Annotated in this window: 23 protein-coding genes and 1 tRNA gene; 8 read left to right on the plus strand and 16 right to left on the minus strand. The window is 73.4% G+C overall.

The annotated features are described in order from the left end of the window. Positions 1-244: 244 nt before the first annotated feature. Positions 245-1528 (minus strand): exo-beta-N-acetylmuramidase NamZ domain-containing protein, encoded by a 1284-nt coding sequence (locus tag ACFY2B_RS15570; RefSeq protein WP_390763654.1) that lies wholly within the window; start codon positions 1526-1528, stop codon positions 245-247. A 235-nt stretch (positions 1529-1763) separates the two neighbouring features. Here ACFY2B_RS15570 and ACFY2B_RS15575 point away from each other — a divergent pair, with 235 nt between their 5' ends. The 3 genes from ACFY2B_RS15575 to ACFY2B_RS15585 are packed head-to-tail and all read left to right on the plus strand — an operon-like array spanning position 1764 to position 4813. Continuing rightward, positions 1764-2528 (plus strand): SDR family oxidoreductase, encoded by a 765-nt coding sequence (locus tag ACFY2B_RS15575; protein ID WP_390763655.1) that lies wholly within the window; start codon positions 1764-1766, stop codon positions 2526-2528. Beyond that, on the plus strand, positions 2525-4192 hold the full coding sequence (locus ACFY2B_RS15580) for a class I adenylate-forming enzyme family protein (RefSeq protein WP_390763656.1): 1668 nt from the start codon (positions 2525-2527) through the stop codon (positions 4190-4192). The genes ACFY2B_RS15575 and ACFY2B_RS15580 overlap by 4 nt, the downstream gene beginning before the upstream one ends. A gap of 27 nt (positions 4193-4219) precedes the next feature. After that, a complete protein-coding gene (locus ACFY2B_RS15585; RefSeq protein ID WP_390763657.1) occupies positions 4220-4813 on the plus strand; it encodes a TetR/AcrR family transcriptional regulator in 594 nt (197 codons plus the stop codon). A 153-nt stretch (positions 4814-4966) separates the two neighbouring features. On the opposite strand, the gene ACFY2B_RS15590 is transcribed toward ACFY2B_RS15585, so the two are convergent. From ACFY2B_RS15590 to ACFY2B_RS15620, 7 genes are all read right to left on the minus strand, one after another. Then, on the minus strand, positions 4967-6184 hold the full coding sequence (locus tag ACFY2B_RS15590; protein ID WP_390763658.1) for an acyl-CoA dehydrogenase family protein: 1218 nt from the start codon (positions 6182-6184) through the stop codon (positions 4967-4969). A gap of 5 nt (positions 6185-6189) precedes the next feature. Next, a complete protein-coding gene (locus tag ACFY2B_RS15595; RefSeq protein WP_390763659.1) occupies positions 6190-7212 on the minus strand; it encodes a phosphotransferase family protein in 1023 nt (340 codons plus the stop codon). A gap of 154 nt (positions 7213-7366) precedes the next feature. Beyond that, entirely contained in the window at positions 7367-7666 is a 300-nt protein-coding gene (locus tag ACFY2B_RS15600) for a hypothetical protein (protein ID WP_390763660.1), read from the minus strand. Between the two features lie 158 nt (positions 7667-7824). Further along, positions 7825-8136 carry a DUF202 domain-containing protein gene (locus ACFY2B_RS15605; protein ID WP_390763661.1) on the minus strand — a complete coding sequence of 104 codons (312 nt, stop codon included), beginning with the start codon at positions 8134-8136 and terminating at the stop codon, positions 7825-7827. Next, positions 8133-8525 carry a YidH family protein gene (locus ACFY2B_RS15610; RefSeq protein WP_390763826.1) on the minus strand — a complete coding sequence of 131 codons (393 nt, stop codon included), beginning with the start codon at positions 8523-8525 and terminating at the stop codon, positions 8133-8135. The genes ACFY2B_RS15605 and ACFY2B_RS15610 overlap by 4 nt, the downstream gene beginning before the upstream one ends. 131 nt (positions 8526-8656) lie before the next feature. Beyond that, the gene (locus ACFY2B_RS15615; protein ID WP_390763662.1) at positions 8657-9172 is read right to left on the minus strand and encodes an NUDIX hydrolase; all 516 of its coding nucleotides are present in this window, start codon (positions 9170-9172) and stop codon (positions 8657-8659) included. Between the two features lie 85 nt (positions 9173-9257). Next, positions 9258-10151 carry a DMT family transporter gene (locus ACFY2B_RS15620; protein ID WP_390763663.1) on the minus strand — a complete coding sequence of 298 codons (894 nt, stop codon included), beginning with the start codon at positions 10149-10151 and terminating at the stop codon, positions 9258-9260. Between the two features lie 374 nt (positions 10152-10525). Between ACFY2B_RS15620 and ACFY2B_RS15625 the strand changes: the two genes are divergently transcribed. The 3 genes from ACFY2B_RS15625 (at position 10526) to ACFY2B_RS15635 (ending at position 13064) form a co-directional block, all read left to right on the plus strand. Continuing rightward, positions 10526-11533: a hypothetical protein gene (locus ACFY2B_RS15625; protein ID WP_390763664.1), complete on the plus strand. Its 1008-nt coding sequence runs from the start codon at positions 10526-10528 to the stop codon at positions 11531-11533. Between the two features lie 126 nt (positions 11534-11659). Then, entirely contained in the window at positions 11660-12451 is a 792-nt protein-coding gene (locus ACFY2B_RS15630) for a molybdopterin-dependent oxidoreductase (protein ID WP_390763665.1), read from the plus strand. Beyond that, positions 12435-13064 (plus strand): cytochrome b/b6 domain-containing protein, encoded by a 630-nt coding sequence (locus tag ACFY2B_RS15635; RefSeq protein ID WP_390763666.1) that lies wholly within the window; start codon positions 12435-12437, stop codon positions 13062-13064. The genes ACFY2B_RS15630 and ACFY2B_RS15635 overlap by 17 nt, the downstream gene beginning before the upstream one ends. Before the next feature lie 174 nt (positions 13065-13238). Here the strand turns inward: ACFY2B_RS15635 and ACFY2B_RS15640 are convergent, their stop codons facing one another. The 4 genes from ACFY2B_RS15640 to ACFY2B_RS15655 form a co-directional block, all read right to left on the minus strand. Then, positions 13239-14264 carry an L-idonate 5-dehydrogenase gene (locus ACFY2B_RS15640; RefSeq protein WP_390763667.1) on the minus strand — a complete coding sequence of 342 codons (1026 nt, stop codon included), beginning with the start codon at positions 14262-14264 and terminating at the stop codon, positions 13239-13241. Positions 14265-14278: 14 nt separating this feature from the next. Further along, positions 14279-15043 carry an SDR family oxidoreductase gene (locus tag ACFY2B_RS15645; RefSeq protein ID WP_390763668.1) on the minus strand — a complete coding sequence of 255 codons (765 nt, stop codon included), beginning with the start codon at positions 15041-15043 and terminating at the stop codon, positions 14279-14281. A 14-nt stretch (positions 15044-15057) separates the two neighbouring features. Beyond that, entirely contained in the window at positions 15058-16455 is a 1398-nt protein-coding gene (locus ACFY2B_RS15650) for a GntP family permease (protein WP_390763669.1), read from the minus strand. A 77-nt stretch (positions 16456-16532) separates the two neighbouring features. Further along, a complete protein-coding gene (locus tag ACFY2B_RS15655; protein WP_390763670.1) occupies positions 16533-17051 on the minus strand; it encodes a gluconokinase in 519 nt (172 codons plus the stop codon). A gap of 142 nt (positions 17052-17193) precedes the next feature. Between ACFY2B_RS15655 and ACFY2B_RS15660 the strand changes: the two genes are divergently transcribed. Then, positions 17194-17895: a FadR/GntR family transcriptional regulator gene (locus tag ACFY2B_RS15660; protein ID WP_390763671.1), complete on the plus strand. Its 702-nt coding sequence runs from the start codon at positions 17194-17196 to the stop codon at positions 17893-17895. Positions 17896-17911: 16 nt separating this feature from the next. Here ACFY2B_RS15660 and ACFY2B_RS15665 read toward each other — a convergent pair whose 3' ends face one another. From ACFY2B_RS15665 to ACFY2B_RS15680, 4 genes are all read right to left on the minus strand, one after another. Continuing rightward, on the minus strand, positions 17912-18289 hold the full coding sequence (locus ACFY2B_RS15665; protein WP_390763672.1) for a YchJ family protein: 378 nt from the start codon (positions 18287-18289) through the stop codon (positions 17912-17914). A 221-nt stretch (positions 18290-18510) separates the two neighbouring features. Beyond that, positions 18511-19854 carry a M1 family metallopeptidase gene (locus ACFY2B_RS15670; protein ID WP_390763827.1) on the minus strand — a complete coding sequence of 448 codons (1344 nt, stop codon included), beginning with the start codon at positions 19852-19854 and terminating at the stop codon, positions 18511-18513. A gap of 74 nt (positions 19855-19928) precedes the next feature. Then, positions 19929-23816 carry a Pls/PosA family non-ribosomal peptide synthetase gene (locus tag ACFY2B_RS15675; RefSeq protein WP_390763673.1) on the minus strand — a complete coding sequence of 1296 codons (3888 nt, stop codon included), beginning with the start codon at positions 23814-23816 and terminating at the stop codon, positions 19929-19931. A 275-nt stretch (positions 23817-24091) separates the two neighbouring features. Then, positions 24092-24176 (minus strand) — tRNA-Leu (locus tag ACFY2B_RS15680). Positions 24177-24376: 200 nt separating this feature from the next. Here ACFY2B_RS15680 and ACFY2B_RS15685 point away from each other — a divergent pair. After that, a complete protein-coding gene (locus ACFY2B_RS15685; RefSeq protein ID WP_390763674.1) occupies positions 24377-25702 on the plus strand; it encodes a M20/M25/M40 family metallo-hydrolase in 1326 nt (441 codons plus the stop codon). The last annotated feature ends 101 nt before the right edge of the window (positions 25703-25803 follow it).

Here is a 25803-nt window from a genome sequence, read left to right on the forward strand (position 1 = left end):
CCATCCGCCGCCACACCCCCCCCACCTCCCGGGGGGGGTTGACTAAAACCCCTCCGTTTTCTCGTCCGGCCGACCCCGCGGGGGGGGCCCCGCCGCCCCCCCCCCCCCGCCGGTCCCGCCGGACGCGGACGGCCCGGTGCGCACGCGTCCGGCGTGCGCACCGGCCGCCCGGTCACCGGTAGCCGTCCGGTCACCGGTAGCCGTCCGGTCACCGGTAGCCGCCCGGTCACCGGTAGCCGCCCGGCTACCGGTAGTGGAGATACCGTCCGCGCACCGTGCGGAACGCCGCCAGTTCGTCCTGCCAGGCGCCGGCCACCTCGTCCGGGCCCGCGCCCGCGTCGATCATCGTGCGCACCAGGGCGGACCCGGTGAGCTTGTCGATCCAGTTGTCGGAGCGCCAGGCGAAGCCGCTCCAGACCTGCTTGGCGGTCACCAGCAGCGCGATCCCGGTCCGCACCGGGTCGTACGCGGCCCGGTCGTGGACGTGGATCTGCACACCCCCGACGGTCGTGCCCTGGAACTTGGAGAAGGTGGGCGCGAAGTACGCCTCGCGGAACCGCACGCCCGGCAGCCCCAGCGCGTCGGCCGCGGCGGCCCACCGCGCGTCGATGCCCTCCGCGCCGAGCAGTTCGAAGGGCCGGGTCGTGCCGCGCCCCTCCGACAGGTTCGTCCCCTCGAAGAGGCAGGTCCCCGAGTACACCAGCGCCGTGTCGGGCGTCGGCATGTTCGGGCTCGGCGGCACCCAGGGCAGACCGGCCGCGTCGTAGAAGTCCGTGCGCCGCCAGCCGGTCATCAGGACGGTCTCCAGCGGCACCTGGTGGTCCAGGAACTCCGCGTTGAACAGCCGCGCCAGCTCCGCGACCGTCATCCCGTGCGCCTGGGCGATCGGCTGCCGCCCGACGAACGTGGCGAACTCCCGGTGCAGCACCGGCCCCTGCGCTGACCGCCCGGTCACCGGATTCGGCCGGTCCAGCACCACGAACCGCTTGCCCGCGAGCGCCGCCGCCTCCATGCAGTCGTACAGGGTCCAGATGTACGTGTAGAAGCGGGCGCCCACGTCCTGGATGTCGAAGACGACGGTGTCCACGCCGGAGGCGGTGAAGACGTCGGCGAGCGGCCGGCCGCTCTTCTGGTAGGTGTCGTAGACCGGCAGGCCGGTCGCGGGGTCGTCCTGGCGCCCCTCGGAGCCGCCGGCCTGCGCGGTGCCGCGGAAGCCGTGCTCGGGTCCGAAGACGGCGGTGAGCGACACGCGGGGGTCGGCGTGCAGGACGTCGACGATGTGCCGGGCGTCCCGGGTGATGCCGGTCGGGTTGGTGACGATGCCGACACGCCGGCCGCCGAGGAGGGCGTAGCCGTCGTCGGCGAGGCGTTCGAAACCGGTGCGCAGCCGGCCGTGGGGTTCGGCGGCGGTCGTGGTGTCCGTGGTGTTCGCGGCAGGCGTGGTGGTCGCGGAGGTCGCGGCGGGAGTGACGGGTCCGGCCGCCGCCGTGGTCGCCGCCGCGAGGAGACTCCGTCTGGACAGGTGCATGGGCGACCTCCGCCGTCGAGGGGACATGGGCGACTTGGGCATGTGCACGATATGCGCGTCCTGGTGTGGTCCGACAGATGCGGGCGGGCGGCCCGGACGACCCGTCCGGACCCCCGGCGGAACCTTCCCCGGACACGGCCCCGCGCCCCTCAAGGTGTCGCGGTCGACCCTTCCCGCAAACATACCGACCGGTTAGTGTGGCACCCCAGGAGCCGGTTCGTGTCGAAGGAGACCGATGGTGGGAGCCGTGCAGGACGCGTCAGTCGTGGTCACCGGAGCGGGCGCCGGGATCGGCGCGGCACTCGCCCGCCGCTTCGCCGCCGAGGGCGCCCGGGTCGTCGTCAACGACCTGGACGCGGAGCGCGCCGAAGAGGTGGCGGACGAGATCGGCGGCATCGCCGTCCCGGGCGACGCGGCCGCCACCGTCGCCGCCGCCCGCGACGCCCTCGACGGGAGGGTCGACGTCTACTGCGCCAACGCGGGACTCGGCTCGGCCGGCTCGGAGGCGGCCCCCGAGGAGGTCTGGGCCCGGGCCTGGGACGTCAACGTCATGGCGCACGTACGCGCGGCCCACGCGCTGCTGCCCGACTGGCTGGCGCGCGGCGCCGGCCGCTTCGTCTCCACCGTCTCCGCGGCCGGACTGCTCACCATGATCGGCGCCGCCCCCTACAGCGTCACCAAGCACGGCGCGTACGCCTTCGCCGAGTGGCTGTCGCTGACCTACCGGCACCGCGGCCTCAAGGTCCACGCGATCTGCCCGCAGGGCGTGCGCACCGGCATGCTGACCGCCGCCGGCAGCGCGGGCGACCTGGTGCTCCGGCCGACCGCGATCGAACCGCAGGACGTAGCGGACGCGCTGTTCAAGGGCATCGAGGAGGACCGCTTCCTGATCCTGCCGCACTCGGAGGTCGCCGGCTTCTACCGGCACCGGGCCACGGAACCGGACCGCTGGCTGGCCGGCATGAACCACCTCCAGCGGACCTGGGAGGCGAACCGATGACCGGCTCCGGATACGCCGCCCGGCCCTGGCTGGCCCTCCTCAGCACCGCCCAGCGCGCCCCGATCGACCCCGACGACTCGCTCGTGCACGCCCTGCGCCGGGTGGTCGCCGAGGTCCCGGACCGCACCTTCCTGCGCTACTTCGACGCCCGCCTCAGCTACCGCGAGACCGACGAGCTGAGCGACGCCGTCGCCGCCCACCTCGCCGGCCGCGGCCTCGCGCCCGGCGCGCGGGTGGCCGTCCTGCTCCAGAACTCCCCGCACTTCGTGCTCGCCGTGCTCGGCGCCTGGAAGGCGGGCGCGATCGTCGTCCCCGTCAACCCGATGTACAAGTCGGCGGAGGTCGCCCACATCCTGCGGGACTCCGGGGCGACCGCGCTGATCTGCGCCGAGCGGGCCTGGGCGGGATATCTGCGGACCACGGCCGCCGACTCGTCCGTACGGATCGTGCTCACCACCGGCGAGCTGGACTTCCAGACCCGGCACGACCCGCGCGTGCTGAACTTCGAGCGGCTGCCCGGGGCCGCGGACGCCGACGACCTCGTGGCCGTGGCCCGCCGCCCCGCCGCCGCCCCGGCCGGCCGTGCCCCGCGCCCCACCGACGTAGCGCTGATCAGCTATACCTCGGGGACCAGCGGCACCCCCAAGGGCGCCACCAACACGCACGGCAACATCATGTACAACACCGAGCGCCAGCGGACCGGCCTCGGCCTGCCCGCGGCGCCGGTGTACCACGCCCTCGCCCCGCTGTTCCACATCACCGGCATGGTCTGCCAGTTCGGCTCCTGCCTGGACAGCGCGGGCACGCTGGTGCTGACGTACCGCTTCGAGCCGGGCGTCGTCCTGGAGGCGTTCGCCGAGCACCGCCCGCACTACACGGTCGGCCCGGCCACCGCCTTCATGGCGCTCGCCGCCCACCCCGACGCCGCTCCGGACCACTTCGCGTCCTTCGTGCAGATCTCCTCCGGCGGCGCGCCGCTGCCGCCCGCCCTGGTCGAGAAGTTCCGCGCGGACTTCGGCCCCTACCTCCGCAACGGCTACGGACTGACCGAGTGCACGGCGCCCTGCGCCACCGTGCCGCCCCACCTGGAGGCCCCGGTCGACCCCGGATCGGGGACGCTGGCCGTCGGCGTGCCCGGCGCCGACACCGTCGTCCGGATCGTCGACGACGAGGGCGCGGAGGTCCCCTTCGGCCACTCGGGCGAGATCGTCGTACGCGGCCCGCAGGTGGTGCCCGGCTACTGGCGGCGGCCCGAGGCCACCGCCGAGACCTTCCCCGACGGCGAGCTGCGCACCGGCGACATCGGGTTCATGGACCGGCAGGGCTGGCTGTACGTCGTCGACCGCAAGAAGGACATGATCAACGCCTCCGGCTTCAAGGTGTGGCCCCGCGAGGTCGAGGACGTGCTCTACACCCACCCGGCGGTGCGCGAGGCAGCCGTCGTCGGGGTGCCCGACGGCTACCGGGGCGAGACGGTCAAGGCGTACATCAGCCTCCGCCCGGGCGCCGCGGCGGACCCGGCCGCACTGGCGGCGTACTGCAAGGAGAGACTGGCGGCGTACAAGTACCCGCGCCAGGTGGAGATCCTGTCCGACCTGCCGAAGACGGCGAGTGGGAAAATCCTCCGCCGGGAACTGCGTTCCCGGCCGCGCGAGAGCCAGTGAAGCACCACGGAAAGGCAGGTGGCGGCAGTGCCCAGGACGACGGACGGCGACGGGGCTCCCGTCCCGCGGCGGCTCCTCGCCGCCGCCACTCGGCTGTTCGCCGAGCAGGGGTACGACCGCACCTCCGTACAGGAGATCGTCGAGGCGGCAGGCGTCACCAAGGGCGCGCTCTACCACTACTTCGGCTCCAAGGACGACCTGCTGCACGAGGTCTACGCCCGGGTGCTGCGCGTGCAGCAGGACCGGCTCGACACCTTCGCGGGCGCCGACGAACCGGTCGAGGAGCGGCTGCGCGCAGCGGCGGCCGACGTCGTCGTCACCACGATCGAGAACCTCGACGACGCGATGATCTTCTTCCGGTCCATGCACCACCTCAGCCCCGAGAAGAACAAGCAGGTACGGGCCGAGCGGCGGCGCTATCACGAACGCTTCCGCGCGCTCGTCGAGGAGGGGCAGCGGACCGGCGTCTTCACCACGGCGACCCCGGCCGACCTGGTGGTGGACTACCACTTCGGCTCGGTCCACCACCTCTCGACGTGGTACCGGCCCGACGGCCCGCTCACCCCCCAGCAGCTCGCCGACCACCTGGCAGATCTGCTGCTGCGGGCGCTGCGCCCCTGAACCGGTGCGGCGCCGGCGCCGACGCCGACGCCGCCGACGCTGCCGACGAACTGGCGCGGGTGCCGCGGGACGCCGCGGCACCGGCCCCGCGTACGACAGGAACGATCACGGGAGAGGCCCCGCTCGCACCGGGTCCGGCCCCGTGGCGCGCGGCTACGGCAGGTACTTCTTCAGCTCCCGGCGCGCCAGCGACCGCTGGTGCACCTCGTCCGGGCCGTCCGCGATCATCAGCGTGCGCGCGGCGGCGTACAGCTCGGCCAGCGGGAAGTCCTGGCTGAAACCGCCGGCGCCGTGCAACTGGATGGCCCGGTCGATGATGTCGACCACCGCCCGGGGCGTCGCGATCTTGATGGCCTGGATCTCGGTGTGCGCGCCCTTGTTGCCGACGGTGTCCATCAGCCACGCCGTCTTCAGCACCAGGAGCCGCAACTGCTCCACCGTCACCCGGGCGTCCGCGATCCAGGTGTGCACCACGCCCTGCTGGGCCAGTGCCTTGCCGAAGGCCGTACGGGACACGGCCCGCCGGCACATCAGCTCGATCGCCCGCTCCGCCATGCCGATCAGCCGCATGCAGTGGTGGATGCGGCCGGGCCCGAGCCGGGCCTGGGCGATGGCGAAGCCGCCGCCCTCCTCGCCGATCAGGTTCGACACCGGCACGCGCGCGTGGTCGAAGACCACCTCGGCGTGCCCGCCGTGGGCGTGGTCCTCGTATCCGAAGACCTGCATCGCCCGCCGCACCGTGACCCCCGGTGTGTCCCGGGGGACGAGGACCATGGACTGCCGGCGGCGCGGATCGGCCCCGTCGGGGTCGGTCTTGCCCATCACGATGAAGATCCGGCAGTCCGGGTTCATCGCTCCGGAGATGTACCACTTGCGGCCGGTGACGACATAGTCCTCGCCGTCCCGCTCGATGAGGGTGGTGATGTTGGCGGCGTCGGACGAGGCCACCTCCGGCTCGGTCATCGCGAAGGCCGAGCGGATCTCGCCGGCCAGCAGCGGCTCAAGCCACTGCTTGCGCTGCCGCTCGTCGCCGAACTGCGCCAGCACCTCCATGTTGCCGGTGTCCGGGGCCGCGCAGTTCAGCGCGGTGGGCGCGAGCTGCGGGGAGCGGCCGGTGATCTCGGCCAGCGGGGCGTACTGAAGATTGGTCAGCCCGGCCCCGTACCCGGAGTCCGGCAGGAACAGGTTCCACAGCCCCTGCCGGCGCGCCTCGGCCTTCAGGTCACCGACCACGGCCGGCGTGTCCCAGGGGGAGGCCAGCGCCGCCCGCTGCTCCCGGGCGACCGCCTCGGCCGGACGGACGTGCTCGTCCATGAAGGCCAGCAGCCGGGCGCGCAGCTCCTCGGTGCGCTCGTCGTACGCGAAGTCCATGGCCGTCAGCCTTCCTGGAGGGTGGTCAGCCCGTGGTCGATGAAGACGGGAACGAGGTCCCCGATGCGGTCGAAGCCGGGCCCGACCGTCCGGCCCAGCGTGTACCGGTAGTGGATGCCCTCCAGGATCACGGCGAGCTTGAACCAGGCGAACGCCGTGTACCAGGAGACGGCCGACACGTCGCGTCCCGAGCGGGCGGCGTACCGCTCGATCAGCTCGGCCGGCGCGGGGTGCCCGGCGGCCTCGGCGGTGGTGGTGACGGGGGAGCCGGGCAGGCCCAGCGGCAGGCTGTACATCACCAGCAGGCCCAGATCGGTCAGCGGGTCGCCGAGCGTGGACATCTCCCAGTCGAGGACCGCCGTGATCCGGTCGTCGGCGCCGATCAGGACGTTGTCGAGCCGGTAGTCGCCGTGCACGACGGTCGCCGCGGGGGAGACGGGCAGCGAACGCCCGAGGGCCGCGTGCAGTTCGTCGACGCCGGCCAGGTCCCGGGTGCGGGAGGCGTCCAGTTGCTTGCCCCAGCGGCGCAGCTGCCGGTCCAGGAAGCCCTCGGGGCGGCCGAAGTCCGCGAGGCCGACCTCGGCAGGGTCCACGGCGTGCAGCTCGACGAGGGTATCGACCAGGGAGAGCACCGTGCTCCGGGTGCGCTCCGGGCCCAGCGGGGCCAGTTGCCCGGCGGTGCGGTACGGGGTGCCCTCGACGAACTCCATGACGTAGAAGGGCGCGCCGAGAACCTCGGGGTCCTCGCACAGCAGCAGCGCGCGCGGCACCGGCACGCGCGTGGGGTGCAGCGCGTCGATCACGCGGTGCTCGCGCGTCATGTCGTGCGCGGTGGCCAGGACGTGACCGAGCGGTGGCCGCCGCACCACCCAGGTCCCCGTGCCGTCCGTGACGGCGTACGTGAGATTCGACCGCCCCCCTTCGATCAGCCGGCCGGTCAGGGGGCCGTCGACCAGCCCGGGGCGCTCGCGGTCGAGCAGGCCGCGCAGCCGGTCGAGATCGAGTCCGGGCGGGTGGTCGGGACTCATGCGTCGCTCCTACGGACAGGTGAACAGGACGCGACTCATGATGCCGACCGGTCGGTATGTCGTCCAGTGCGCGGGGCGAACGTGACCGGGGCCACGATGGGCGGACGGCCCCCGCGCGCCGCGCCGGGGGCCGTCGGACGGGTCCGGGTCCGGGTCAGTGGTCGTCCCAGTGTCCGGCGTGCGCGGCGTGCCGGTGGCCGTCGTGCAGGTAGTCGACGTGGTCGCCGTGCTGCACGCGCGCGTGCCCGCAGCCCTCGCCGTGCTGGTGGTCGTGGCCCTCGTGGGCGGTGTGCCCGGCGGGCTCGCACTCGTCCCAGTGTCCGGCGTGCTCGCGGTGCAGATGACCGTCGTGTGCGTAGTCGACGTGGTCGCCGTGCGGTACCTGGGTGTGCCCGCAGTCGGGCCCGTGGCTGTGCGTGTCGTGGGAGGCGTGTTCCTGATGAACGGCGGTCATGGTGCTCACCTTCGGGGTGCGGGGTGCTGACGACGGACAGGCTGCCACGCATAAGGGACATATCCCGACATCCTGGCTGCGCGTGGCGCCCGAGTACCCCGCCGTACCGGGAGCATGAACCAAACCTGAAGGTCCACCGCCACGCCGGAGGAAGGCCGCTAGAGGACTATCGCCACCGCGCACGCAGCCGTCGCCGCCGCGCACAGCACCGCCGCCGCGGCGTGCCGCGGGGCGAGCGCCGCGGGCCGGTCGGCCGCGGCGAGCACCCGTACGCGGTGGTGGGCGACCCGCAGGAACCCCAGCCAGAACCCGCAGCACAGCACGCACACGACGATCCCGGCGGGGGTCGCCCCGCCGCGCAGGGCGGTACGCGCGGCGAGCACGGTGGCCACGGTGTACGACAGCGTCGTACGCAGCCAGGCCAGCCGGGTCCGCTCCGGCTGCAGCCCCGGATCCCGGTCGGCGGTCATCCGCCCCGCCCGAGGACCACGACGACCACCATGGCGAACGCCACCACCGCGACCACGAGGCTCAGCAGCGCCGGGAACCGGGACGCGGGCAGGTCCTCGCCCCGCCGCATGGCCCGCTCGCAGCGCACCCAGTGGTTGACCGCGCGCACCGCGCACAGCACACCGGCCGCGAGCAGGGCGAGCGCAAGACCCGCCCGCCAGGCCCAGCGCAGGTGCGGCAGGAACTGGTCCACCGCGAAACCCCCGCCGATCAGCGCGAGCGCGGTGCGCACCCAGGCCAGGAAGGTGCGCTCGTTCGCCAGCGAGAACCGGTAGTCGGGCGTGGCTCCTTCGGCCCGGATCCGGTCGGGGGCGAACCAGAACCGGACATTGCGCAGGGATTCGCGCAGGGATTCGCTCACGCCGAGGACCCTACCGGGCGGGCTGCCCGAGTCGGCCGCGCCGCCTGCTCCGTTCACACCGTCTGCGCCGTCTGCGCCGTCTGCGTCTGCGGAACTCGTGCCGTCCGGGCCGTTCGCGGTCATCCCTCGCCCCGGTGCTCCCGCAGCCGCCGGTACGCGGCCAGACCGTCCGGTGTCCACTCCCACTCCCCGAGCCGCCGCTCCAGCTCGTCCTCGGTCAGGAAGTCGTGCCAGTCGATCTCCTCCTGCTGGGGCCGGACCGGAAGGTCGCAGCGGACCTCGTAGACCGCGGACCACCAGCTGTGCCCCGCGCCGTCGTCGTACAGGAAGGTGAACAGACGCGCCGGCCGGGGCAGCCCCGTCACCCCCAACTCCTCCTCCGCCTCGCGCAGGGCCGCGTCGTCGTAGGACTCGCCCGCGCCGACCACCCCGCCGACGAACATGTCGTAGTGGGAGGGGAAGACCAGCTTGGTCGCCGTGCGGCGGTGCACGAAGATCCGGCCGGCCGCGTCGCGGGCCAGGACGAAGGCGCAGCGGTGGCGCAGCCCGCGCGCATACGCCTCGCCCCGCGGTGACTGCCCGATGACCCGGTCGTGCTCGTCGACGATGTCGAGGATTTCGTCAGCTGCGCTCATGGCCCCATCCAAGCAGGGCACCTCTCCTGCCCGCCCACCCGGCCGAGGCCGGGCCGACGGGTCCCGCCGTGGGCCGGGCCGGGGCTCAGTGCGGCTGGAGGTCGCGTCGCGGCTCCGGCTGCGCCGTACCGCGCGGCATCGCGGGGTGCAGCCCGAGCAGCACGATGCCCACGACCACGGCGGCCAGCCCGACCGCCTCCCAGGCCAGCGCCCCGGTGTCGGTGCGCAGCCGGTCGCCGAGGAAGCCCACCCCGCACAGGATCCCGGCCAGCGGCTGGGCGGCCGTGAGCGCCGGCAGCGACATGCGCAGCGGCGCGGTCTCGAACGCGCTCTGCACCAGGATCAGCCCGGTGACGCCCAGCACGAGCACGCCGTAGGGCTGCCAGCCGGTGAACACCTCGGTCAGGCCGCCCGCGGAGAACCGCTGCCCGCTGATCCGGGTCAGCGCGTCCTGCACCCCGTACAGGACACCCGCGGCGAGGGCCAGCAGTGCCGGGCCCTTGCTCAGCCGGGAGCGTTTGGCGTACGTCGTCAGCAGCAGGGCCAGCCCCACCATCGCGCCGATGATCAGCCAGTGGCGGACCGGATCGGTGACCGCGTGCCCGCTGTGCGGCTGGCCCGCCACGATGAACGCGGTCACACCGCCGGCGAGCAGGGCGAGACCCGCCCAGCCCTGGCGGCCCAGGGACTGCTTCGTCTGGTGCCGGGAGAGCGCGAGGGCGAACAGCAGGTTCGTGGCGAGCAGCGGCTCCACCAAGGAGATCTCACCGTCACCCAGAGCGACCGCGCCCAGGATCATTCCGGCCATCATCAGGGCGATGCCGCCGAGCCAGCGCGGCACTCTCATCAGGTCGAGGAGGATCCGTGGCGAGAGGAAGTCACTGAGGGGTGCGTCCTTGGCGGCGTTCTGCTGGAGCACGAACCCGAAGCCCACGCAACAGGCCGCGCTCACGGCGAGAATCAGAACCAGAACCGACACGCTGCGTACCTCGATCATCCGGCCGGGTCACGGGCTGCGTAGTGGCCGACTGTAGCGCTCCGGAGCACTCCGTGCCCCTGGGAGTGCCCGGAACCAGTCAGTCGAATCAGCCACGACGCCCGGTCGGCCACCGAGGCGCGACCTTACCGCCATGGTCCGCCGCCCGGAAGGGCAGCGCCATGGCGCATACCACAACAACGGCTCGTCGCGCGCCGGGCCCGGCCCGTCGCCGAGCCGCCCGGTGAAGGTCAACTCCCGGTATTCACTGGGTAGTTGATCACCAAACCGGCAACTGTGAACTTGACGTAAACCACTGGCTGGGGATTTGCTGTGAGTGATCAGTCGATGGCGTTCGACAACCAGGAAGTCTCGCGGTGCCCTTACCCTCGTCTGTGCTCCATCCGCGCCGCGAGCGGCCCTCCGGGGTCTTCGACGACGCCTTCGACGACGCCGGCCTGATAGCCGCGCGCACCGCGTTGGCCCAGGGCCGGCGGCAGACCGTCCGGGCGCTGCTCCAGCGCACCGGCGACGACTGGGACCGCCGCGGCCACCGGATCTGCGTCCTCGCCCGGGAGTCCTACACCTCCGCCTGGGCCCGCGACTGGCTGGCTGCCGAGCCGGCGTCCGCCGACGCCGCCGTGCTGCTCGCCCTGGCCCTGGTGCGGCGCACCCTGCGCGGCAAGGCGGAGCCCGCCAGGGCCCGCGCCGCCTGCCGGGCCGCGGCCGTCCTCGCGCCCGCCGACCCGACCCCCTGGCTCGGCCTGCTCCACCTGGCCCGCCACCTGGGCACCGACCAGGAGACGGCAGACGCCTTCGCCGAGGTGTGCCACCGGCACCCCGAGCACCACCAGGCGCACCATCTGATGACGGCCCGCCTCGCCGAGCACCGCCCCGGGCACGCCGACCCGGGCCACGAGGCGTACGCCTTCGCCGGACGCAGTGCCGCCCGCGCCCCCGCCGACTCCCCGCTGGCCATCCTGCCCGTCGTCGCGTACGCCGAGCGCTACCGGGTGCTGGCCGCCGCGGGCCTGCTGCCCGCCGACCCCGCCGCCTCCGGGCACTGGTCGGGACCGCGGCCCGAGCAGGTGCTGCGGGCCGCCTTCGACTGGTGGCTGGAGTGGGAGCAGGACGAGCACCCGCGCCGCCACGTCGACCTGAACTTCCTCGCCCACGCCACGTCCTGCGCCGGCCGCGCCGCGGAAGCCGCCGCACTGTTCCAGCGGATCGGCCGGCACCTCACCCCGCGGCCGTGGTGCTACCCGGACCGCGATCCGTGCACCGCCTTCCGCGCCGCCCGGGAGCGCGCGCTCGGCGCCGCCCGGTCGGCCTCCGACGAGGCGCTCCCGGAGCCGTACGCGTACGGCCGTGCCCGGCGCACGTGAGCGCCGCTCCCGGCAGGGCGCACGTGAGTGGCCTCCCGGCGCGGCGCACGTAAGAAGTCATTACGGAACGCTGACTCGTCGCCCCGTTCCCTGGCCCCGCCGCGCCGGCGGTGCTCGAATGAATGCGTGAACTTCGAACCATCTGAGGACACGCCGGGCGGGGATGCCGGGGACGCGAGAGCCCGGGACGCGCGGGCCGAGGGCGCGCCGGCGGCGGCCGGCCGCCCGGTCGGCCGCCGGGTCCTGCTCGGCACCCTCGCCCTCGGCGCCCTCGGCGTGGCCGCCGCGCCCGCCCTCCAGCGCGGCACGGACGCACTCCTCGGCGCCGTGTCCGGCAAGGACCCCACGGGACTGACCGGCCTGCTGCCCAACGGCGGCGGCTTCCGCTACTACTCGGTCGCCGCCTCCGTGCCCGACCAGGGCCCCGCCGACTACCGGCTCACGATCGGCGGACTCGTCGACCGCCCCCGCACCTACACCCTCGCCGACCTGCGTGCCCTGCCCCAGACCCGGATGGTCAAGGACGTCCAGTGCGTCACCGGCTGGCGCGTCCCCGGCACCCCGTTCGAGGGGGTCCGGCTGTCCCGGCTGCTGGACGCGGCGGGTGTGCGCGGCACGGCCCGCGCGATCCGCTTCACCTGCTTCGACGGCACGTACACCGAGAGCCTCACCCTGGACCAGGCCCGCCGCTCCGACGTACTGGTCGCGCTGCGCATGCAGGACAAGGACATCGGCCACGACCACGGCGGTCCGGTCCGCCTCTACGTCGCTCCCATGTACTTCTACAAGTCGGCGAAGTGGCTCTCCGGCATCACCGTCACCGACCGGGTCCGGCCCGGCTACTGGGAGCAGCTCGGATACGACGTCGACGCCTGGGTCGGCCGCTCGAACGGACGGACCGATGAGCCTACGAGCTGAGACCGCCACCACCTCCGTCGGCGCCCGGCTGCGTCGCTTCACCCCCGCCGAACGCTGGGTGCACCGCACGACCGCCGCGCTGATGGGCCTGTGCGTGCTGACCGCGGCCTGCCTCTACATCCCCCAGCTCGCCGTGCTCGTCGGCCGCCGCGCCCTCGTCGTCCGCGTTCACGAGTGCGCGGGCCTGGCCCTGCCGGTGCCCGCCCTGCTCGGCCTCGCCTCCCGGGCGTTCCGCGCCGACCTGCGCTTCCTCAACCGCTTCGGCCCGCACGACGGGATCTGGCTCCGCGCCGCGCTGCGCCGCGACCGGCGGCCCGCAGAGCGCCCGGCGGGCAAGTTCAACGCCGGCCAGAAGGTCTACGCCGCCTGGATCGCCGGTGCCACGCTGGTGATGCTCGGCACGGGCCTGCTGATGTGGTTCACCCACCTCGCCCCGCTGATGTGGCGCACCTCGGCGACCTTCGTGCACGACTGGCTCGCCCTCACCATGGGCGTCGTCCTCGCCGGCCACATCGGCATGGCGCTGGCCGACCCGGAGGCCCGCCGCGGTCTGCGCACGGGCACCGTGAGCCGGGACTGGGCGGACCGGGAACATCCGCTGTGGCGGCCCTGACCCGCGCCTTTGCGTCCGCTCCCGGCCGGACGGCCGGACGGATCCCAGCTTCGGGAGTCGTGGGCGGAGGCCGGCGTCGCGGGCCGCCGACGGATGCCGGCGTCGCGGGCCGCCGACGAATGCCGGCGTCGCGAGCTGCCGACGGATCCCGCCGCCACGAGCCGCCGGCCGCGGTCAGCCGCCGAAGTCCAGCAGTACCTTGCACGAGCGACCGCGATCCGCCGCCAGGGCGAAGGCCCGTTCCGCGTCGGCCACCGGAACGACCGCGCTGATCAGCCCGTCCAGCGCGGGCTCGGCCGCCAGCAGATCCAGCGCCGCGTCGAACTCGGCGTCGAACCGGAACGACCCGCGCAGCTCGATCTCCCGGCTCACCACCAGGTTCCCCGCGAACGGGCTCTGCCCGGGCGGCAGCATGCCCAGCTGCACCACGATCCCGGCGCGTCGCACGAGCCGCAGACAGGTATCGAGCCCGGCCGCCGTCCCCGATGCCTCGACGGCCACGTCGACCTCGTCCGGCCACCCGGCGTCGCCCGGATCACCGGCCCGTACGACCGTGTCCGCGCCCGCCACGGCGGCGTACCGCAGTGCCTCGGGCAGCAGGTCGGTCACGGTCACCCGGGCCGCGCCCGCCGCCCGCGCCGCCGCGACCACCAGGCACCCGATCGGCCCGGCACCGGTCACCAGTACATGCCGCCCGGTCACCGGCCCGGCCCGCCGCACCGCGTGCGACGCGACCGACAGCGGCTCGGCGAGCGCCGCCCGGCGCGCGTCCAGACCGCTGGGCAGGGCCCGCAACTGCCGGGCCGGCACGGCCACCACGCCCGCGAAGGCACCCTGGACGTGCGGGAAGCGGGCCGCGCTGCCCAGGTAGCGGACGTCCCGGCACACCGTGCGCCGCCCGGCCGCGCACTCCGGGCACGCCCCGCACGGTGTCGCCGGATGCACGGCGACGGCCGTGCCGGGGGCCGGCCCCGAGGCGCCCGCCCCGTACCCGGCCACCGTGCCCACCACCTCGTGCCCCGGCACCAGCGGCTCCCGCAGCCGGAAGTCACCGACGCCGCCGTGTCGCCAGTAGTGCAGATCGGACCCGCACACCCCGCCGTAGCGGACGGCGACCAGCGCCTGCCCGGGACCGGGCTCCGGCACCGGCAGCTCCTCGACGCGCAGGTCACCGCGTCCGTGGAGCACACAACCGATCATTCCCCTGTCCTCCTTCACAGCACGCTGGTCATGCCGCCGTCCACGTAGAGCACCTGCCCGCTGACGAAGTCCGCAGCCGGAGAGGTGAGGAACAGCACCCCGCCCACCAGGTCGGCGGTACGGCCCCAGCGTCCGGCCGGGGTACGGCGGCGCACCCAGGCGGTGAACTCCTCGTCCTCGACGAGCGGCCGGGTCAGCTCGGTCTCGACGTAGCCGGGCCCGAGCCCGTTCACCTGGACGCCGTACGGCCCCCAGTCCGCGCACATGCCCTTGGTGAGCATCTTCAGCGCGCCCTTGGCCGCCGCGTACGGCGCGATGCCGGGGCGCACCACCTCGCTCTGCACCGAGCAGATGTTGACGATCTTTCCGTGGCCGCGCGCCGTCATCCGCCGCGCGGCCTCCCGGCCGACCAGGAACGCGCTGGTCAGATTGGTCTGAAGGACCTGGTGCCAGTCGTCGTCGGTGAATTCGAGGAGGGGGGCGCGCAGTTGCATGCCCGCGTTGTTCACCAGGATGTCGAGCGGGCCCACCCGCTCCTCGACGTCCGCGACGCCCCGGGCCACGGCCGGCCCGTCGGTCACGTCGAACACCGCCGTGTGCACCCGGTCCGCGGGCAGGGCGGCGGCGGCCTCGGCCAGCCGGGCGCCGTCGCGTCCGTTGAGCACGACCGTGCAGCCGGCCTCGGCCAGGCCGCGGGCCAGCGCGTGTCCGATGCCCCGGCTGGAGCCGGTGACCAGGGCGGTACGGCCGCTGACGTCGAAGAGGGGGTGAGCCGTCATGGTCGTAACCGCTCCTAGATCACGAGGGACAACAGGAGGACCAGGCCGCCGGCCACCACCGAGATGATGCACTCCATCACCGACCAGGTCTTGAACGTCTGGCCGACACCGAGCCCGAAGTACTCCTTCACCAGCCAGAACCCGGCATCGTTGACATGGCTCAGGAAGAGCGAGCCGGCGCCGATGGCGAGGACCAGCAGGGCCGCGTGCGTGGTCGACATGTCCGCGGCCAGCGGAGCGACCAGACCGGCCGCGGAGACGGTCGCCACGGTCGCCGAACCGGTCGCCAGCCGGATCGCCACCGCGATCAGCCAGCCCAGCAGCAACGCCGGGACGGACCAGTCCTTGGAGACGTCCAGGATCATCTGGCCGACACCGGAGTCGACGAGCGTCTGCTTGAAACCGCCGCCCGCGCCGACGATCAGCATGATGCCGGCGATCGGCATCAGGCTCGTCTCGACGGTCCGGGCGATCCGGTCCTTGGAGAAGCCGGCCGGCCGGCCCAGCGTGAAGATGCCGACGAGTACGGCCAGGAGCAGGGCGATCAGCGGCGAGCCCAGCACGTCGAAGACGCGCTGCACCAGGCGGGCCGGATCGTCCACCACGATGTCCACCAGCGCCTTGGCCAGCATCAGGACCACCGGCAGCAGGATCGTGGCGAGCGTCACGCCGAAGCCGGGCCGCTTCTCCGGCTCCGTGGCGGGGCGCTGCGGGATCATCCCCTCGGGGGCCGGCACGTCCACCCAGCGCGCGGCGAACTTCGAGAACAGCGGCCCGGCGATGATCACGGTGGGGATCGCGACCAGCACGCCGAGCGCCAGCGTGACCCCCAGATCGGCCTTGACCGCGTCGATCGCGACCAGCGGGCCGGGGTGCGGCGGCACCAGTCCGTGCATCACGGACAGGCCCGCGAGCGCCGGGATGCCGATGCGCATCAGCGAGTGGTTGCCGCGCCTCGCGACCATCAGGACCACCGGGATCAGCAGCACGATGCCGACCTCGAAGAACAGCGGCAGGCCGATCACGGAGGCGATCAGCACCATCGCCCACGGCATCGTCCGGCCGCCCGCGCGGGCCAGGATGGTGTCGACGATCCGGTCGGCGCCGCCGGAGTCGGCGAGCAGCTTGCCGAGGATCGAACCGAGGGCGATCAGCACGCCGACGCCGGCGACCGTGCTGCCGAGGCCGGTGGTGAAGCTGGTTATCGCCTTGTCGAGCGGTGCCCCGGCGCACGCGCCCAGCACGAGCGAGCCGATGGTCAGCGCCAGGAAGGCGTGGAGCTTGAACTGGGTGATGAGCAGGACGATGACGGCGATGCCCGCCAGGACGGCTATGCCGAGCTGGGCGTGCCCGGCCGAGGTGATGGGCGGGACGGTGTCCGCTGCCAGCATCTCGACGCTGAGTCTGGTCACGGGGGGTTCCCTTCCAGGTGGACGGGGACGGGGGACAGGAAGGATCGTGCTGAGCGGCGGTAGTGCCCCTGCGGGCGCTACCGCGCGCTGTCGGGAAGTGCGGCCAGCGCCTCGACGGCCCGTTCGGTGATCTGCTGCGGGCTGCCGGAGACGTCCACGGCGACCCCCGTCTCGTCCGGCTCCAGCGGCTGGAGCGTCGCGAACTGGGAGTCGAGCAGTGCGGTCGGCATGAAGTGACCCTGCCGGTGGGACATGCGGTCCTCGACGAGCGCGCGGTCACCCGTCAGGTGCACGAACACGATCCCGGGGGCCGCGGCTCTGAGCCGGTCGCGGTACGACCGCTTCAGCGCCGAGCTGCTCACCACCCCGCCCAGACCGGCCCGCCCGTGGGCCCAGCGGCCGATGGCGTCGAGCCACGGCCATCGGTCGGCGTCGTCGAGCGGGACACCGGCCGACATCTTGGCGATGCTGGCGGGCGGATGGAAGTCGTCGCCCTCGGCATACGGAACGCCGAGCCGGGCAGCAAGCAGGCGACCGATCGTGGTCTTGCCCGTGCCGGCGACGCCCATCACCACGACGACGCGGGGGGTGCGCATCACAGCCTCGCTGTCTTCCTCGACAAGCGACGTCGACAACTGACGTCAGCCACACTGAACCCCATTAGATAAGACGAATTCAAGAGTCCGGGCCCAATAAGTCTGACTTTTTGCTCGGTGATCCACTCTGTACGCTGAGTGCATGAGCACACCGGGCCGGGGGCTGCACGGCCATGTACTGGACACCCTCGGCCCCGCGATCACCGCGGGGCAGTACCCCCCGGGCAGTGTGCTGCGCACCGACGAACTGGCCCAGCACTTCGAGGTCTCGCGCTCGGTGATGCGCGAGGCGGTACGCGTCCTGGAATCCATGCACCTGGTCGAGTCCCGCCGCCGGGTCGGCGTCACCGTGCTGCCGAAGTCCGAGTGGAACGTCTACGACCCGCAGGTCATCCGCTGGCGTCTGGAAGGCACCGACCGCCCGCACCAGTTGCGCTCGCTGACCGTGCTGCGCTCGGCGATCGAACCGGTCGCGGCGGGGCTCGCCGCCCGGCACGCCACGCCGGAGCAGTGCGCCGAACTCACCGAGTGCGCGCTCGGCATGGTGGCCAACTCACGCGGCCACCGGCTGGAGACCTACCTGGTCCACGACGTCGCCTTCCACCGGATCGTCCTGACCGCCTCCGGCAACGAGATGTTCGCCCGGCTCGGCGACGTCGTCGCCGAGGTCCTCACCGGCCGCACCCACCACGAGGTCATGTTCGAGGACCCGGACCCGGCCGCCGTCACCCTGCACGTCCAGGTGGCCGAGGCGGTACGCGGCGGCGACGCGGCCCGCGCCGAAGAACTGACCCGCGAGATCACCGTGGGCGCGCTCCAGGAACTGGACATCCTCGCGCCCTGACCGGCGCCGCGCCCGCTCAGCCGACGATCTCCCCGTCGACGTACACCCACGCCCCGTCCACCCGCTCGAACCTGCTGCGCTCGTGCAGCGCGCCACCCCGGTAGGACGCCCGGAACGTCACCGTCCCGGCGCTGTGGAAGGCCGAACCCCCGGTCGTCTCCAGCACCTCAAGACCGGTCCACCGCATCCCCGGGTCGAGGTCGAGCCGCCCGGGCCGGGTCCGCGGGTGCCAGGTCCGCAGCAGATACCCCGCGTCCCCGCGCACGAAGGCCGCGTACCGCGACCGCATCAACGCCTCAGCGGTCGGCGCGGCCCCCGGCCCCCGGTGGTACCGCCCACAGCACCCCGCATACGCCCCGGACAGCCCACACGGACAGGAAGAACCCGATGTCATACCGCCCATTGTGCCCGGCAGGGGCGCGGGGAACTGCGCGCCCGGCCACGACGTACCCGCACACGCTCACCGGCCCGGGTGCCTGGTCTCCGGGTGACTGCAACCCCTTGAAGAGGCGCGGGGAACTGCGCGACCAGCCACGACGCACCCACAGACGATCACCACCGCGCCCCTTCCTCCCCACCCCGCCCAGCGCAGCGCAGCGCAGCGGCAGCGAAACGTCAGCCGACCGCCCGAGCCCCCGGCAAGGGCAACGGCGGAAGCGCAGCCCCATGCACCCACGCGGCGAACAACCCGTCCACCGGCTCCGCCGCGAACCGCCCGACGTGCTCGGCGAACGCCCGCGTCGTCACCGTCCCGCCCCGGTGCAGCCGCACCCAACTCCGCAGCATCGGGAAGAACGCGTCGTCACCCAGCGCACAGCGCACCGCGTGCAGCACCAGCCCACCCCGCTCGTAGAGCCGGTCGTCGAACATCGCCTTGCGCCCCGGATCCGCCAGCCGCAGATCCTGCGGCAGCGAGGCCAGCGACCGGTGCGCCGCGGTGGCCAACTGCCCGGCGGAAGGCCCCCCGGACCGCTCCGACCACAGCCACTCCGCGTACTTGGCGAACCCCTCGTTCAGCCAGATGTGCCGCCAGTCCGCGAGAGACACGCTGTTGCCGAACCACTGGTGCGCCAGCTCGTGGGCGACCAGCCGCTCCGAACCCCGCGCCCCGTCCACATGGTTGGAACCGAACAGCGACAACCCCTGTGCCTCGACGGGCACGTCCAGCTCCTCCTCGGTGACCGCGACCGCGTACTCCTCGAACGGATACGGCCCGAACAGCTCCTGGAACAGCTCCATCATCGCCGGCTGCCGCGCGAAGTCCCGGGAGAACTCGGGCAGCAGACGCGCCGGGATGTGACCGTGCTGCGGGACACCGCCCGGCCCCGGGTCGCCCAGCAGCACCGTCTGGTACTTGCCGATCGTCAGCCCGACGAGATAACTGGAGGTCGGCGCCGACTGCTCGTACACCCAGGTCGTCGTCGACGCCTTGGTGGTCCGGGTCAGCAGCCGCCCGCCCGCCACCACCGCGTACGCGGACGGCGTGGTCACCGAGATCAGGTACGACGCCTTGTCCGCGGGCCGGTCGTTGCACGGGTACCAGGACGGCGCGCCGACCGGCTGGCTCGCCACCAGCGCCCCGTCGGCCAGTTCCTCCCAGCCGAGCCCGCCCCACGGGCTGGCGACCGGCCGCGGGTTGCCGGACCAGTGCACCTCCACCGTGAACGCGGCCCCGGCCCGCAGCGGCTTCGCGGGCCGGACCCGCAGCCGGCCGCCGCGGTGCGTGTAGTGCGGCTGCCGCCCGTCCACCCGGATCCGGCCGATCTTGAAGTCCGCCAGGTTCAGCTGGAACTCGGGCAGCGGGGAGAGCCCCGCGATGGCGTTGATCCGGGCCGTGCCCGACAGCCGGTTGGGGCCGGGCCGGTAGTCCAGCGTCAGCTCGTAGCGGTGCACCCGGTACCGGGGATCGCCGTTGCCCGGAAAATACGGGTCCTGCCCTGCCATCCGCTGAACTGCCACCGCCGCGTCCGCTCCCTGCGCCATGCCACCACTGAGTGCCGGGACACCGTCGACCGTCTCGGGGTGGCCCGCGCTCAGGGACGCCATGCCTCGATCGGGTTTCCGAGCCAGCGGGTGTCGTCCGGGACGGACTCCGCGGCCATGACGAGCGACGCGGGACCCAGGGTCGTACGGGCCCCGACCGTGCTGCCGGGCAGCACGATCCCGCCAGGGCCCAGCGTGGCGCCCTCACGGAGGACCACAGTATCCGTCCGCAAGATCCGGTCATGGAAGAGGTGTGTCTGCAGTACACAGCCCCGATTCACGGTGGCCGCGTCCGCCAGCGTCACCAGGTCCGTCTCGGGCAGCCAGTAGCTCTCCACCCAGGCGCCCCGGCCGACCCGCGCGCCCAGCCCGCGCAGCCACACTGTCATCAGCGGCGTCCCCGGCACATAACCGGCCAGCCATGGCACGGCCAGCACCTCGACGAAGGTGTCGGCCAGCTCGTTGCGCCACACGAAACCGCACCACAGCGGGTGCTCCCCGCGGCGGTGCCGCCCCACCAGCACCCATTTCGCCACGATCGCCCCGGCGCCCGCCGCGATCCCCGCCGCGAGCAGTACCAGCCCCGACAGCAGCGGCGCCCACCCGCCCAGCGCGCACAGCGCCGCCGCGGTCAGCACGGCCAGCGCCGCCGAGCACAGCACCGGAACGATCCGGCACAGCTCCACGAGACCGCGCGCCCAGCGCAGCCGGGCCGGCGGGTCGTAGGTACGGCTCTGGTCGCCGGCCTCCGCGCTCCGCGGCAGCTTCACCGGCGGCAGCCCCAGGTACGAGCTGCCCTTCTTCGCCTTCTTGGGCGTCGCCGACAGCACCCCGACGAGCCCGCCGTCCGGCACGCGCCGCCCCGGCGCGGTCATCCCCGAGTTCCCGAGGAACGCCCGCCGCCCGATCTGCGCACGCCCGATCCGCACCCAGCCGCCGCCCAGCTCGTACGGCGCGGTCAGCGTGTCGTCGGCCAGGAACGCGCCGTCGCCCACCGTGGTCAGGCTGGGCAGCGCCAGCACGGTCGACACCTCGGCACCCCGGCCGATCCGCATCCCCAGCAACCGCAGCCACGCCGGCGTGACCAGCCCGGCGTACAGCGGGAACAGCGTCTGCCGGGACCGGTCCATCAGCTGGGTGACCGTCCACGCCTGCCAGCCGGTCCGGCTGTGCGTCGGATACGTGCCCGCGCGCAGCCCCAGGCTCAGCAGCCGCACGGCGACGACGATCAGCAGGGCGTACGCGAGCCCGAAGGCGAGCGTCGCCGGGACCAGGCCCAGCGCGGCCCCGCGCAGGGCCTCGCCCAGACCGTCACCGGGCCGCACGAACAGCGAGCCCACGAGCAGCGCCGCCGCCCCCGCGGTCACCGGCAGCGCGCTCAGCCCGACACCGGTGATGCCGTACATCACCCGCCAGGAGGTGCCGCGCTGCGGACGCTCCTTGGGCCAGTTCCGCTTGGCCTTGCCGAGCTTGACCGCGGGCGCCCCGGCCCACCGCTGCCCGGTCGGCACCTGCCCGGTGACGGCCGAGCCCGGCGCCACCTCGGCCCGCTTGCCCACCCGGGCACCCGGGAACAGCACGCTCCGGGTCCCGACCACGGCATGCGCGCCCACCCGCACCGCACCGACCTCCAGCCGGTCCCCGTCCACCCAGTACCCGCACAGGTCGACCTCGGACTCCACGGCCGCCCCGCGGCCCAGCCTGAGCATGCCGGTGACCGGCGGCAGCGAGTGCAGGTCCACGTCCGCGCCGATCCGGGCGCCCAGCGCCCGCGCGTACCGCTCCAGCCACGCCCCGGTCAGCCCGGTCGCCCCGCTGAACTCGGCCAGCCGTTCCGCGGTCCACAACCGCAGATGGACGGCGCCGCCGCGCGGATACCGTCCGGGCCGCAGCCCCCGCAGCAGCAGCCGCGCCCCGCCGGCGGCGAGCGCGATCCGCCCCGGCGGGCTGAACAGCAGCACGGCACCGGTGGCCAGCAGCCACCAGGGTGCCGTCGGCAGGAACCCGTACCCGGGCAGCAGGTTCCCGGCCGCGGCCAGCACCACCGTCCAGCGCAGCCCGAGCAGCGTGAACAGCGGCACGAGCAGCACCGTCTGGAGGGCCCGGGCGCGCACCGGGACCGGCGCCACCGTCCGTCGCGGGGCCTCCTCCCGTGCCGACGCCTCCAGCCGCCGGGCCAGCTTGCGCAGCACGGGCTGCTGGTAGACGTCGAGGACGGCGACGTCCGGGTAGCGGCTGCGCAGCCGGCTGGTGAGCTGGGCGGCGGCCAGGCTGTTGCCGCCGATCGCGAAGAAGTCGTCACCGGCACCGGTCACCGGGATGCCCAGGACCTCGGTCCACTGCTCGGCGAGCCACGCCTCGACGCCGTGCAGCTCCGCCGCCGGGGCCGTCACCCCTTCCAGCGGCCAGGGCAGCGCGTTCCGGTCGACCTTGCCGGAGGTACGGGTCGGCAGCGCGTCGACCGGCGCGAGCAGCGGGACCAGCGCGGCGGGCAGTGCGGCCCGCAGCTTCTCGACCGCGGCCGCCTGGTCCCAGCCGTCCTGGGTGACGACGTAGCCGACGAGGAGCTGATTGCCGCCCCGGGCGGTGCGCACCGCGGCGGCGGCGCCCGCGACACCCGGGAGCGCCTGGAGCGCCGCGTCCACCTCGCCCAGTTCGATCCGCCGCCCGCCGAGCTTGATCTGCTCGTCGGCCCGCCCGAGGAAGACCAGCCCCTCCGGGTCGGCCCGCACCAGGTCACCGCTGCGGTACGCCCGCTCCCAGCCCAGCGCCGCCAGCGGCGCGTACTTCTCCGCGTCCTTCTCGGGATCGAGGTAGCGCGCGAGACCCACCCCGCCGATCACCAACTGCCCGCTGCCACCCATCGGCACCGGTTCGCCGGCCTCGTCGACGACGGCCAGTTCCCAGCCGTCCAGGGGCAGCCCGATCCGCACCGGCTCCACGCCGGTCAGCAGCGCCGCACAGGTCACCACGGTCGCCTCGGTAGGCCCGTAGGTGTTCCACACCTCGCGGCCCTCCGTCACCAGCCGCTGCGCCAGCTCGGGCGGGCAGGCTTCGCCGCCGAAGACCAGCAGCCGTACGTCGCTCAGGGCCTCGGGCTCCCACAGCGCGGCCAGCGTCGGCACCGTGGACACCACGGTGATCTCCTGCTCCACCAGCCAGGGCCCGAGGTCCGCGCCGCTCCTGACCTGCGAGCGGGGCACGGGCACCAGACAGGCCCCGTGCCGCCAGGCCAGCCACATCTCCTCGCAGGACGCGTCGAACGCCACGGACAGCCCGGCCATCACCCGGTCACCGGGCCCGATGGGCTCCTCGGTGAGGAACAGGGCCGCCTCGGCGTCCACGAACGCGGCGGCACTGCGGTGCGTCACGGCGACGCCCTTGGGCCTGCCGGTGGAGCCGGAGGTGAAGATGATCCAGGCGTCCTGCCCGGCACCGGGGCGTGCGGCGGCGGAACCCGAGGGGGAGCCGTGGGCGGTGATCCGGTGCCCGGCCCCGACGACGGCCCCCACCTCCGCCTCGCCGAACACCAGCGCGGCCCGCTCGTCCGGGTCCTCGGCGTCGACGGGCACATACGCTGCGCCCGCCGCGAGGACCGCGAGGACGGCCACGTACAGGTCGTTGGTGCCCGATGGAACCCGCACGCCCACCCGGTCCCCGAGGCCGACCCCGGCGTCCGCTAGCCGCCGCCGCAGTCGCTCGACCCGCGCCGCCAGCGCACGGTAGGTGAGCTGCTCGGTGCCGTCGTCCAGGGCGAGTTCGTCCGGATGCGCGCGCACCGACGCGTCGAACACGTCGACCAGCGTGCGCGGCGGCGCCGCGCGGCCCGCGGTGAACCGCGCCCGCTCGGCCATCCGCGCACGGATCTCCGCCGCGAACGCGTCGTCGGTCTCTTCGTCGAGCAGACCGAGAGCACTGCCCTCGTGTATGGCTGCCATCGGGTCCTCGCGTCTAGGTCCCGGAACCCTCCGGGGCGCTGGCGGGCCCGCAGGTCTGCCTGGGGTTGTCCGACTCCAGCGCGTGAACAAGCGGTAAATTCTAGTACGACGCTAGGTGTCACCCTCTTGTCCGGCCACTCGGGTGGGCTGTCCGTGCGCCTCGCCGGACCGGGCGTACCGCGATGACCTGCCGGTCCCGGCGTCCAACGAGACATGGCCCACACGCGACGAGCGAAGGCCGCGACCCAAGGGTCACGGCCTTCGCTCATCTCACGTGTCCGAGGGGGGACTTGAACCCCCACGCCCGATAAAGGGCACTAGCACCTCAAGCTAGCGCGTCTGCCATTCCGCCACCCGGACAAGGTGTCCGTCGCACGGGTTTCCCCCGCGGCGACGAGGGAAACACTACCAGGCTTTCGGGATCGGCCGATCACGCCCTGTCCCCGGGGCCGGGGCCGCGTGAACGCCCTGTGACGGGGCGGATCCGGGCTTGGGGCCTGAGCGGGGGCGAGGGAGGATGAGGGGGAACCACCAGCAGCGACACCGCGGGAGGAACCAGCGTGAGCGAGACGGACACGGCCAGGGGCGTCACCGGCGAGGACGAGGTCGTGGACCTCTGCCGCGAGCTGATCCAGATCGACACCAGCAACTACGGCGACCACTCGGGCCCGGGTGAACGCAAGGCCGCCGAGTACGTCGCCGAGAAGCTCGCGGAGGTCGGCCTGGAGCCGAGCATCTTCGAGTCGCACCCGGGGCGCGCCTCGACCGTGGCCCGCATCGAGGGCGAGGACCCGTCCCGGCCGGCCCTGCTGATCCACGGCCACCTCGACGTCGTACCGGCCAACGCCGACGACTGGACCCACCACCCGTTCTCCGGGGAGGTCACGGACGGCTGCGTCTGGGGGCGCGGCGCCGTGGACATGAAGGACATGGACGCCATGACGCTGGCCGTCGTGCGCGACCGGTTGCGCAGCGGCAGGCGGCCCCCGCGGGACATCGTGCTGGCCTTCCTCGCGGACGAGGAGGCCGGCGGCACCTACGGCGCCCGCTGGCTGGTCGACAACCACCCCGCGCTGTTCGACGGCGTCACCGAGGCGATCAGCGAGGTCGGCGGGTTCTCGTTCACCGTGAGCGAGCAGCGCCGCCTGTATCTGATCCAGACGGCCGAGAAGGGCATGCACTGGATGAAGCTGACCGTGGCCGGTACCGCCGGGCACGGTTCGATGATCCACCGGGACAACGCGATCACCGAGCTGTCCGAGGCGGTCGCCCGGGTGGGCCGGCACCGGTTTCCGGTGCGGGTCACCAAGACCACCCGGGCCTTCCTCGACGAACTCGGCGACGCGCTCGGCACCGAGCTGGACCCGGAGGACATGGAGGCGACGCTCGCCAAGCTCGGCGGCATCGCCAAACTCATCGGCGCGACCCTGAGCAACACCGCCAACCCCACCCAGCTGGACGCCGGGTACAAGGTCAACGTCATTCCGGGCGAGGCCACCGCGCACGTCGACGGGCGGTTCCTGCCCGGGTTCGAGGAGGAGTTCCTCGGCGACCTCGACCGGATCCTCGGGCCGAAGGTGCGGCGCGAGGACGTGCACTCCGACAAGGCCCTGGAGACCGGCTTCGACGGCCCCCTGGTGGCGGCCATGCAGTCTGCGCTGGTCGCCGAGGACCCGGCTGCCAAGGCGATCCCCTACATGCTGTCCGGCGGCACGGACGCCAAGTCCTTCGACGACCTGGGCATCCGCGGCTTCGGCTTCGCGCCCCTCAAGCTGCCCCCGGAGCTGGACTTCGCGGGCATGTTCCACGGCGTCGACGAGCGGGTGCCGGTGGACGGGCTCCAGTTCGGCGTGCGGGTGCTCGACCGGTTCATCGACGCGTCCTGAACGACGGTCCGGGCGCCGGTCCCGAATTCAGTCACCCGTACGGAAACCACTGGGACGAGTGAATGCGACGATAAGCTCGTAGCTCCATTACTCCCTCCTCG

The sequence above is a fragment of the Streptomyces sp. NPDC001270 genome (genome assembly GCF_042896695.1).
Taxonomy (GTDB): domain Bacteria; phylum Actinomycetota; class Actinomycetes; order Streptomycetales; family Streptomycetaceae; genus Streptomyces.

Excerpts from the sequence above, each read along its gene's own strand:
- ACFY2B_RS15675 (WP_390763673.1), bottom strand. The coding sequence starts at position 23,816 with ATGGCAGCCATACACGAGGGCAGTGCTCTCGGTCTGCTCGACGAAGAG.
- ACFY2B_RS15640 (WP_390763667.1), bottom strand. The coding sequence starts at position 14,264 with ATGATCGGTTGTGTGCTCCACGGACGCGGTGACCTGCGCGTCGAGGAG.
- ACFY2B_RS15615 (WP_390763662.1), bottom strand. The coding sequence starts at position 9,172 with ATGAGCGCAGCTGACGAAATCCTCGACATCGTCGACGAGCACGACCGG.
- ACFY2B_RS15595 (WP_390763659.1), bottom strand. The coding sequence starts at position 7,212 with ATGAGTCCCGACCACCCGCCCGGACTCGATCTCGACCGGCTGCGCGGC.
- ACFY2B_RS15605 (WP_390763661.1), bottom strand. The coding sequence starts at position 8,136 with ATGACCGCCGACCGGGATCCGGGGCTGCAGCCGGAGCGGACCCGGCTG.
- ACFY2B_RS15575 (WP_390763655.1), top strand. The coding sequence starts at position 1,764 with ATGGTGGGAGCCGTGCAGGACGCGTCAGTCGTGGTCACCGGAGCGGGC.
- ACFY2B_RS15590 (WP_390763658.1), bottom strand. The coding sequence starts at position 6,184 with ATGGACTTCGCGTACGACGAGCGCACCGAGGAGCTGCGCGCCCGGCTG.
- ACFY2B_RS15635 (WP_390763666.1), top strand. The coding sequence starts at position 12,435 with ATGAGCCTACGAGCTGAGACCGCCACCACCTCCGTCGGCGCCCGGCTG.
- ACFY2B_RS15570 (WP_390763654.1), bottom strand. The coding sequence starts at position 1,528 with ATGCACCTGTCCAGACGGAGTCTCCTCGCGGCGGCGACCACGGCGGCG.
- ACFY2B_RS15665 (WP_390763672.1), bottom strand. The coding sequence starts at position 18,289 with ATGACATCGGGTTCTTCCTGTCCGTGTGGGCTGTCCGGGGCGTATGCG.
- ACFY2B_RS15645 (WP_390763668.1), bottom strand. The coding sequence starts at position 15,043 with ATGACGGCTCACCCCCTCTTCGACGTCAGCGGCCGTACCGCCCTGGTC.
- ACFY2B_RS15580 (WP_390763656.1), top strand. The coding sequence starts at position 2,525 with ATGACCGGCTCCGGATACGCCGCCCGGCCCTGGCTGGCCCTCCTCAGC.
- ACFY2B_RS15655 (WP_390763670.1), bottom strand. The coding sequence starts at position 17,051 with ATGCGCACCCCCCGCGTCGTCGTGGTGATGGGCGTCGCCGGCACGGGC.
- ACFY2B_RS15660 (WP_390763671.1), top strand. The coding sequence starts at position 17,194 with ATGAGCACACCGGGCCGGGGGCTGCACGGCCATGTACTGGACACCCTC.
- ACFY2B_RS15600 (WP_390763660.1), bottom strand. The coding sequence starts at position 7,666 with ATGACCGCCGTTCATCAGGAACACGCCTCCCACGACACGCACAGCCAC.